The 7,586-nt window shown below is 49.9% G+C and carries 10 protein-coding genes and 2 tRNA genes; 4 read left to right on the top strand and 8 right to left on the bottom strand.

The features are described from left to right. The coding region (gene mtnA, locus Q7V06_RS07555; RefSeq protein WP_304840191.1) for an S-methyl-5-thioribose-1-phosphate isomerase at positions 1–770 on the top strand (770 nt) is incomplete at its 5' end. Between the two features lie 72 nt (positions 771–842). After that, positions 843–1,514: a DUF116 domain-containing protein gene (locus tag Q7V06_RS07550; protein WP_370650828.1), complete on the top strand. Its 672-nt coding sequence runs from the start codon at positions 843–845 to the stop codon at positions 1,512–1,514. On the opposite strand, the gene Q7V06_RS07545 is transcribed toward Q7V06_RS07550, so the two are convergent. The 4 genes from Q7V06_RS07545 to Q7V06_RS07530 form a co-directional block, all read right to left on the bottom strand. Next, positions 1,479–1,889 (bottom strand): polymer-forming cytoskeletal protein, encoded by a 411-nt coding sequence (locus Q7V06_RS07545; RefSeq protein WP_304840189.1) that lies wholly within the window; start codon positions 1,887–1,889, stop codon positions 1,479–1,481. The two genes, Q7V06_RS07550 and Q7V06_RS07545, sit on opposite strands and share 36 nt — an antisense overlap. A gap of 22 nt (positions 1,890–1,911) precedes the next feature. After that, positions 1,912–2,769: a geranylgeranylglycerol-phosphate geranylgeranyltransferase gene (locus Q7V06_RS07540; RefSeq protein WP_304840187.1), complete on the bottom strand. Its 858-nt coding sequence runs from the start codon at positions 2,767–2,769 to the stop codon at positions 1,912–1,914. Positions 2,770–2,792: 23 nt separating this feature from the next. Beyond that, positions 2,793–3,410 (bottom strand): TMEM175 family protein, encoded by a 618-nt coding sequence (locus Q7V06_RS07535; RefSeq protein ID WP_304840185.1) that lies wholly within the window; start codon positions 3,408–3,410, stop codon positions 2,793–2,795. A gap of 21 nt (positions 3,411–3,431) precedes the next feature. Continuing rightward, positions 3,432–3,506, bottom strand: a tRNA-Arg gene (locus Q7V06_RS07530). A 60-nt stretch (positions 3,507–3,566) separates the two neighbouring features. On the opposite strand from Q7V06_RS07530, the gene Q7V06_RS07525 reads away from it, so the two are divergent. Continuing rightward, on the top strand, positions 3,567–4,691 hold the full coding sequence (locus tag Q7V06_RS07525; RefSeq protein ID WP_304840183.1) for a tRNA (guanine(26)-N(2))-dimethyltransferase: 1,125 nt from the start codon (positions 3,567–3,569) through the stop codon (positions 4,689–4,691). Here the strand turns inward: Q7V06_RS07525 and Q7V06_RS07520 are convergent. Beyond that, complete coding sequence (locus tag Q7V06_RS07520; protein WP_304840181.1) at positions 4,669–5,781, bottom strand: GTP-binding protein; 1,113 nt, start codon at positions 5,779–5,781, stop codon at positions 4,669–4,671. The two genes, Q7V06_RS07525 and Q7V06_RS07520, sit on opposite strands and share 23 nt — an antisense overlap. Before the next feature lie 111 nt (positions 5,782–5,892). On the opposite strand from Q7V06_RS07520, the gene Q7V06_RS07515 reads away from it, so the two are divergent. Next, positions 5,893–5,966 (top strand) — tRNA-Glu (locus tag Q7V06_RS07515). Between the two features lie 209 nt (positions 5,967–6,175). On the opposite strand, the gene Q7V06_RS07510 is transcribed toward Q7V06_RS07515, so the two are convergent. The 3 genes from Q7V06_RS07510 to Q7V06_RS07500 form a co-directional block, all read right to left on the bottom strand. Continuing rightward, positions 6,176–6,310, bottom strand: coding sequence for a hypothetical protein (locus tag Q7V06_RS07510; protein ID WP_304840179.1), 135 nt, complete (start codon positions 6,308–6,310; stop codon positions 6,176–6,178). 237 nt (positions 6,311–6,547) lie between these two features. Continuing rightward, a complete protein-coding gene (locus Q7V06_RS07505) occupies positions 6,548–6,796 on the bottom strand; it encodes a type II toxin-antitoxin system RelE/ParE family toxin (RefSeq protein ID WP_304840177.1) in 249 nt (82 codons plus the stop codon). Then, the gene (locus tag Q7V06_RS07500) at positions 6,790–7,056 is read right to left on the bottom strand and encodes an AbrB/MazE/SpoVT family DNA-binding domain-containing protein (RefSeq protein ID WP_304840175.1); all 267 of its coding nucleotides are present in this window, start codon (positions 7,054–7,056) and stop codon (positions 6,790–6,792) included. Before Q7V06_RS07500 ends, Q7V06_RS07505 begins: the two co-directional genes overlap by 7 nt. Positions 7,057–7,586: the final 530 nt, after the last annotated feature.

The following is a 7,586-nucleotide window of genomic DNA, read 5'->3' as shown; positions in this document are numbered from 1 at the left end:
TGATCCGGTCAGCGAGGCCGACTGCGGTGAATCTTGCCTGGGGGGTGGACCGCGTCCTGTCTGCGGTCATGGAAACAGCAGATCCCAAAGCTGCAACAGATCTTGCAGTATCTCTTGCAGAATCTATCGCAGATGAGGATGAAATGACCTGTCGGCGCATCGGATCATATGGTGCGCCTCTTCTCCCTGATGGCTGCACGGTCCTCACTCACTGCAATGCAGGAGCACTCGCCTGTGCCTCATGGGGAACGGCCCTTGGAGTGATCCGATCTGCTGTTCTTGAGGGGAAGCATATTCATGTCATCTCCTGTGAGACCCGCCCACTCCTCCAGGGGGCACGCCTGACGGCATGGGAGTTGCATGAGGATGGAATTCCCATAACAACGATCATCGACTCTGAGGCGGCGTACCTGATGCAGAAGAGAGAGATCGACTGCGTCATCGTCGGAGCAGATCGGATCTGCTGCGATGGTGTATTCAATAAGATCGGCACGTACATGCATGCTGTCTGCGCAGCGCACCATCAGATCCCCTTCTATGTGGCTGCACCGAAGTCAACCTTTGATCCCCACAGTCATATGGCAGATGTGGTTGTGGAAGAGCGGGGGCGCGATGAGGTCGCGATGTTCTCCGGGAGGAAGACGGTGCCCGATGATGTGCCGGTCAGAAATTATGCATTTGATGCAACACCCCTCTCTCTTGTGACTGCGTTAATCACTGAAGAGGGTCTGATCCGACCGCCATATCATCACCCATGGCTGATGCCGTGAAGCAAGATGCTATGGGAGCATACGAAGAATAACATAGTACCTATGATCTTCTCAGAAGAAATCTGGAACCGGATGATGATCCTGATTGGAGAGGTAACTCTCTTTATTTTCCTCTTCCTTTTCGTAATTGCTATCATCATGGCGGTGCTGATCGTCACCTCAATCCGGTCAGGCCAGGTCTTCTTCCCTGCCCTCCTCCGGCCTTTTCTTGTGCTGATGGAGGGTTTTGTCAAGAGTATCTGTACATTCCTTGGAATTGAGCCGGGTGAGCTGCTGCGATTCCTGATCCGTCTTGATAACAGGATGAATACAAAGGCATTCGCTGATATTCCTCCATCTGAGAGGGCAATATTCCTTCCGCAATGCCTTCGTTCAGCCAAATGCCCGGCACACCTGACCCCCGAAGGTCTCGTCTGTGTCGGGTGCGGCAGGTGCTCACTTGGCACGGGCATTCCAAAGATGAAGTCCCTTGGCTATCATGTCTTCATCATCCCGGGCTCGACATTCATCAAAAGGATGGTTAAACAGTATCATCCAAAAGCGATTGTTGGTGTCGGGTGCCTTATGGAGGTTAAAGAAGGGCTTGAGATGTGCAACCGGATCGGGCTTATCGGGATGGGTGTTGTCACAGTGAAGGATGGGTGCGTGGAGACGATCGTCAACTGGCAGGATATCTTTGATGTGATCAGAATAGGGATCGATCCATCGTCAATCCCCAAGGATTTTGACGTTTCTCCCAACTAATGTTCCTGAATTAATCTTTCCAAAGATAAGAACCGTACTGTCTGACCTGACATCTCCTACCGTCACACCGGGACGTAAGATGATGTCACCGCCCGCTTCGATTGAATGAAGGTGTGCCCTGTCGCAGATCGTTGCATTCTCATCCACCCGAAGCGGTCCTTTAATCTGGCTTTCCCTTCCGATGATTGCGTTTTTACAGATGACGTCGCCTTCAATTGAAGATTCAGGACCGAGTTCAAGGGTTCCGTTAACAACAAGCCGTCCCCAGAAGTGTGTCCGCTGAGGGACCATGAAATTGCCATGAATCTGAACGTTACCCTCGAAGAACGATCCGGGTTCTGCAAGGTAGGTTGTGTTTTTCTTATAAATTCGCATATCTCCCCTCTATACTAAGCAATTAGTCAATCGGGATAAAGATTTCCATTCCACTTGCAACAGTGAAGACGATGAGGGCGACATACATCGCATATTTGAGATGGGTGGTGACCAAAATCTCACGAATGCATGCAGGGGTAGTACATCGTGTTGCATCAAAGACGATCTTGAGGATGAAGAGATCAACGACCAGAATTCCAACAAGATATGGGAGCCCCCACCAGACAAACGGGATGATACTTACACCAACGGCAATAGATGCAGAGGCGAGGGCAACCTTTCCTGACTTCTGAATGCCCAGTATCATCGGCAGTGTCCTGGCACCCCCTGCAGCGTCACCGTCGATATCTTCGGCATCTTTTAGGATTTCACGTGCGAGTGTACCAAAGAGGGTTATCCCGGTAAGCGGGAGGATTATTTGAAGTCCTCCCATCCCGGCGAGAGCTCCTCCGAAGAGGAAGATGCTTCCTGAGAGGTATGCGACTGCAAGGTTGCCTGCCACCGGCACCCCCTTTAACGTCTTTGCATACAGAACGAGAAGAATACTGTTTATTACAGCGATCAGCAGGCAGATCGGATTTGTGAAGATGCTGATTACGATCCCTGCCAGGAAGAGGAAGAGCGCATACCGGTACGCTGTACCTATGCTCAATTCTCCGGATGGAATTGGGCGGTCAGGCCTGTTGATCGCATCGATTGCAGCATCATAGACATCGTTGATGGTATTTCCGGCAGCCGTGATCAGCAGGACTGCTGAAAAGAGGAGGAATGTCTCCGGAATCAGTGTTCCTGTTGCGATAAAGTAGGCAAGAATTGCGGTCGCGCCGGAAATGGTGGCGTTTGCCGGTCGAGTGATCCTGATGAAGCCCGGTAGATGCATCTGGAAATGTATTGATCCTGGATCTATTTCGTCATTGCTCTCTCAGAGAGGCGGGTATGGATCATTTTCAAAAAGGGGATTGCAAGGTAGGCGATTGTACTCCAAGTGGAACCGGCGAGGGCAAAGGTAATTGCAATGATGGAGGTGATCGGGACGATCAGGGTCCTATATGTTGTGACCCTGATGCGATCCTGATCGATAGTAGGTTTTAGGAGTCTGTTTCTGGCTGTATACTGCCATATAACTGCGTAAATACATCCGATTACCAAAAGATTTGCTTCAAGAAATATTGGGGCGAGAGGATCTTCACCATATTCGGTTGCGAGTGATGTCGAGAAGGGGATGAGGGCGATGAAGAGGAGAGAGATTCCTGATAACCAGAGGATGGTCGAGTCGATATGATCGACCACACCAAATTGCCGGTGGTGCACGACCCAGAGGATCATCAGCATCCCAAAGGCGAGTGTGTAATGGTAGAGTTCAGGGAGAAGACCTAAGACGAGAGATACGGCATCCGGATACGTTGAGGTGGCCGGTACTTCGATCCCCAGGACCAGGATGGTCATAGCGATTGCAAACATACCGTCAGTCAGTGCTTCGAGCCGGTTCTTTGGAAATCTGCCCTCGATCATCACCGACATGAATTGCTCCTCCAGAAGAGACGGGCATGGAGGGATTTGAACCCCCGACCATTAGCTTAGGAGGCTAACGCCCTATCCTGACTAGGCCACATGCCCATTGACCAATATAGTTCGGGTGACGAAGGTATAAGTTTTGCTAAAAACCAGAAGTACTGGATGGATTCTGCTCTGGTCATTGAGGGGACGACCGCGTTTTGTATACCCCGGCAGGATGAATCTGCCCACTTCCCTCCAGGTTCGGCACCTATCTTCTTTAACAAACGGATGGAGCTGAATCGTGATGCGACCATACTCCTGCTGCTCGATCTTATGCCGTCAGAATATCTTGACCTGATGGCAGCAACCGGCGTCCGCGCCCTCCGGGTCGCTCATGAATGCGGGATACCGGTGATCGCAAATGACCGTGATTCAAGTGCTGTTATGCTCCTCAGAGAGAATGCAAACCGGCTGGGGCACCCGATACGGGTGGTGAACCGTGATGCAAATGCTCTCCTTTCAGCTGAGCGTTTCGATACGGTGGATCTCGACCCGTTCGGAAGTCCTGCACCCTTTATCGATTCGGCGATCAGGTCAGCGCGCCACTATCTCTTTGTGACGGCGACCGATACAGCCCCGCTCTGCGGTGCCCACCTCAAAGCCGGGATGCGGCGGTATGCTGCGCGGCCGATGAATACCGAGTACCATCCCGAGGTCGGGCTTCGAATGTTGATCGGACATGTTGCCAGAGAGGCGATGAAATATGACCGTGGCATCGAGCCGCTGCTCTCATTTGCGTTTGAACATTTTCACCGGACACACCTCAGAATGGTTCCGGGTGTCCGTGCGGCAGACCGGACGCTTGCTTCGCTTGGGTATATCCACCAGTGCCCCTCCTGTGCATATCGGGAGGTGGAGGCGGAATTGTTACCCGGTGCAGTCTATTGCCCGAAGTGTTCGGTAAAAGCAACACCGATTGGCCCCCTCTGGATTGGAGATATTGTTGATCGGGAGCTGGTTCTCCGTCTTCAGGGCAGGATCAATGATATGGCGTTAGGATCGAAGGCGCGCCTCTCACGTCTGCTGACAATCCTGTCTGATGAACTCTCCGAGCTTCCGCATTATGATTATCACAGGCTGGCAAAGCGGCTCCGTGTTTCACCGCCTGCGATGGAGATCTTCTTAAAAGAGCTGGAGGAACGGGGGTACCGGTCCAGCAGGGCGCATTACTCGGGGACTGCTTTTCTGACAGATGCGCCGCTTTCTGTCTGTGAAGATGCGATCAGAGTTTCGTCACAATCGTGAGGATGTCGCCATCGGCAAGGACATGAGGGAGGCCGACACGCTGGGCATCGTGCTTCACAGAATCACCCCATATCTTTGCATACCTAAATCTTGCAACGAATTCACGGTGAAGGCGGTTACAGACATCTTCAACGGTGCTGTCTGTCCTGACAATCAGCGGCTCTTCCATATCAGCCGGTCCTCCGACCGGTTTTAAGAAGATGCGGATGAACCCAAGATGGTTATAGATGGCATCCTTCAACAGCTCGATGTTATAGCCGGAGTGGGCAGAGATCATGATTGGGTTCACGTCAAACAACTCAAGAAGTGAGTCTTCAATCTCTTTTCCTGTCTGTTTATCGACGAGATCAACCTTGTTGATCGAAACAAATGCCGGAATGTAACGCCGGTTGCCTATCATCGCATCGATGAAGTCCTCCTGCGTAACATTACCACGGATAAGCACTTCGGCGTTCATTATCTTGTTTTCAGCAAGGATACTCCGTATCTCTTCGAGGTCAAGATCGACTGAACCGACTGTACTCAGCCGCACTCCGCCTACCCCGGTCTTCTTGATGGTGATATCCGGTTGCGGCCTATTGATCCTGATCCCTGCATCATACAGCTCCTTCATCAGGACATCGATATGCCGTCCATTGAAGACGTCACCGAGGATGATGATCAGATCAGCTGTTCTGACGACTGCAATAACCTCTTTTCCCCGCCCTTTTCCCATTGCAGCACCGGCGATGAGTCCGGGGATATCGAGGATCTGAATCTTCGCTCCCTTATGCTCCATCAGACCGGGCACTACTGTCAGGGTTGTGAAGGAATATGCCGCTGTCTCACTCTTTGCTCCTGTAAGCTGGTTTAACAGGGTTGACTTTCCAACAGATGGAAAACCGACGAGGACGACCGTGCCATCTCCGGATTTCTTGACCGAATAGCCATCACCCGTCCCGGATGATTTCATTGCCCGGAATACCGCTTCATCCTTCAACTTCGCAATCTTCGCCTTCAGGCGGCCTATGTGGAGGGATGTTGCCTTATTATATTTGGTATTCTTGAGCTCATCCTCAATCTCATGGATCTGCTCTTCCAGGCTACTCATTCCTATATAATGCACTCTTCGGGGTGATGAATATATGGCAGAGCACCCTTTTGAAGAATATGATAAGGATTAAATATTCTCATGGTGTAGTTAATAGGGCACAAGCATCCTGCTGATATAGTGTAGTCGGTCAATCATGTAGGACTCTCACTCCTACGACTGGGGTTCAAATCCCCATATCAGCACTATTATTATAGTTTTGTAATCCAAATCAAAAACAGAGCCATTTACGCCGATTTTTCATTTCTTATTTCTTGTACACCTCGGCAGAGCGGTACACCATCCACTTTTAGTGGGGGTAGTTGACCTCGATTGTGAGAAAACCATAGTCAGGGTGGGCGACAACAAAGTTGCATCCCGCATCGATTGGCTTTTCGTTCTCCAGTGTCCCAAGTCAGGGCCGTGAGTAGAAGATGGCGAAGGAATCCTCAAGCGCCTCTGCGAGCTTATCGTGTACTTTCTGTTCTGCTCTCCTGCCGGGATCGGCGAGGATATGCGGGGTTAGTTTACGGGACCACATTGTTGCCATTGGGATCAGATCCTTGTGTTGATGGGGAGATAATCTGGATATCATCACGTGTGTCCCTCATCATGCATCAATTATTACCTCACAGGATCTTCCTTTGGACTATCGATCTCATGGGGATTGTGGGCGGGGGTAGGCACACGAGATGATCTTTGTGGAGCCTGAGGAGATCGCTGGGATCATCGAGGATTTTTTTGAGGGAAAGTTACCATTCTGGAGGATTTGATGTTTTCGAAAGACTCACTGTTCATCTTTATGGTACAGATCAAGGAAGAGGATCAAATCCAAATCGGCATTATAACAATACGATAACCGAAATGGTGGCACATAGACCTCGCGTGTATTTTTCCTGGCATATCTCATCGGTTTTCCAATCTCAGGATTCTTGACGATCCGTATAATCTGTTGCTTTACCCGTTGCTTTGTTCCGGCATCCCGTATCTTTTTGATCGTCCTCTCAAACGACACACTATAAGCTACAGCTACCATGACTTCAGCTTTTGAAGGAAGTCAACATCTTTCTCTTTGGTATACTCTCCTTTCTCAAACTCCAGATATGCCTTCTCTGTCCGCTCAGCAAACCTTATATCATCCTCAAGTGCCGGCTCAAGATCATCAAGTGGCTTCATGATAAAACGGCTCCCATCCTTGATAATAACAAGTTGTTCTCCCTCATCGAGATCTCTTCTCATTGATGCAGGGATGACGATCTGCCCCTTCGAACTCATCCTGATAATTCCAATCTCCATATGCAATCAGTAAGATATATCTTACATTTGGATATAAGAGCATATGCATTCAGGAGCCAGGACACCATCTTATAAAACGATTTCACCGTGAATAAAAGTCTCAAGGATTACCTCGCCAGAAAGCATCGTGCAGCCAAATCGCACCACCATACGAATCGTTCTTGAGCACAATCGATGGAGGATACCGACTCTCTGTTGCAACTGGCTGATCTATCATCAAAAAACCGAATGCGACGGATTGATCAGATTTCAATAATCTGATCTCACCAGTCGATACGGATGTATCGCATTCCAATCCATCCACCGGACGCATCACGTCTTCTTATCGTATAGGATTGACATATTGCTTATTGTGTTCTATTATCTTGTAGTATGATGGTGAAAACCATGATTGATGTTAAACTGATTCTCAGATGCCTAACACTTCTTCTGCTCTTCACCTGCATGGTTGCAGGTGTCAATGCTGCCGAATCTCCTGCTGCTGACTTTTACGCCACGCCTGAAGACGGAAGCGCTCCATTGACTGTTGC

This window comes from Methanocalculus sp. (assembly GCF_030651615.1).
Lineage (GTDB): Archaea > Halobacteriota > Methanomicrobia > Methanomicrobiales > Methanocorpusculaceae > Methanocalculus.
The sequence above is the reverse complement of the archived record's forward strand: the minus strand, read 5'-3'. Positions and strand labels throughout refer to the sequence as shown.

Bases quoted from the DNA above. Each gene is read 5' to 3' on its own strand.
- Q7V06_RS07550 (WP_370650828.1), top strand. From the start codon at position 843: ATGATGATCCTGATTGGAGAGGTAACTCTCTTTATTTTCCTCTTCCTT.
- Q7V06_RS07545 (WP_304840189.1), bottom strand. From the start codon at position 1,889: ATGCGAATTTATAAGAAAAACACAACCTACCTTGCAGAACCCGGATCG.
- Q7V06_RS07540 (WP_304840187.1), bottom strand. From the start codon at position 2,769: ATGCATCTACCGGGCTTCATCAGGATCACTCGACCGGCAAACGCCACC.
- Q7V06_RS07535 (WP_304840185.1), bottom strand. From the start codon at position 3,410: ATGTCGGTGATGATCGAGGGCAGATTTCCAAAGAACCGGCTCGAAGCA.
- Q7V06_RS07525 (WP_304840183.1), top strand. From the start codon at position 3,567: ATGGATTCTGCTCTGGTCATTGAGGGGACGACCGCGTTTTGTATACCC.
- Q7V06_RS07520 (WP_304840181.1), bottom strand. From the start codon at position 5,781: ATGAGTAGCCTGGAAGAGCAGATCCATGAGATTGAGGATGAGCTCAAG.
- Q7V06_RS07510 (WP_304840179.1), bottom strand. From the start codon at position 6,310: ATGGCAACAATGTGGTCCCGTAAACTAACCCCGCATATCCTCGCCGAT.
- Q7V06_RS07505 (WP_304840177.1), bottom strand. From the start codon at position 6,796: ATGGTAGCTGTAGCTTATAGTGTGTCGTTTGAGAGGACGATCAAAAAG.
- Q7V06_RS07500 (WP_304840175.1), bottom strand. From the start codon at position 7,056: ATGGAGATTGGAATTATCAGGATGAGTTCGAAGGGGCAGATCGTCATC.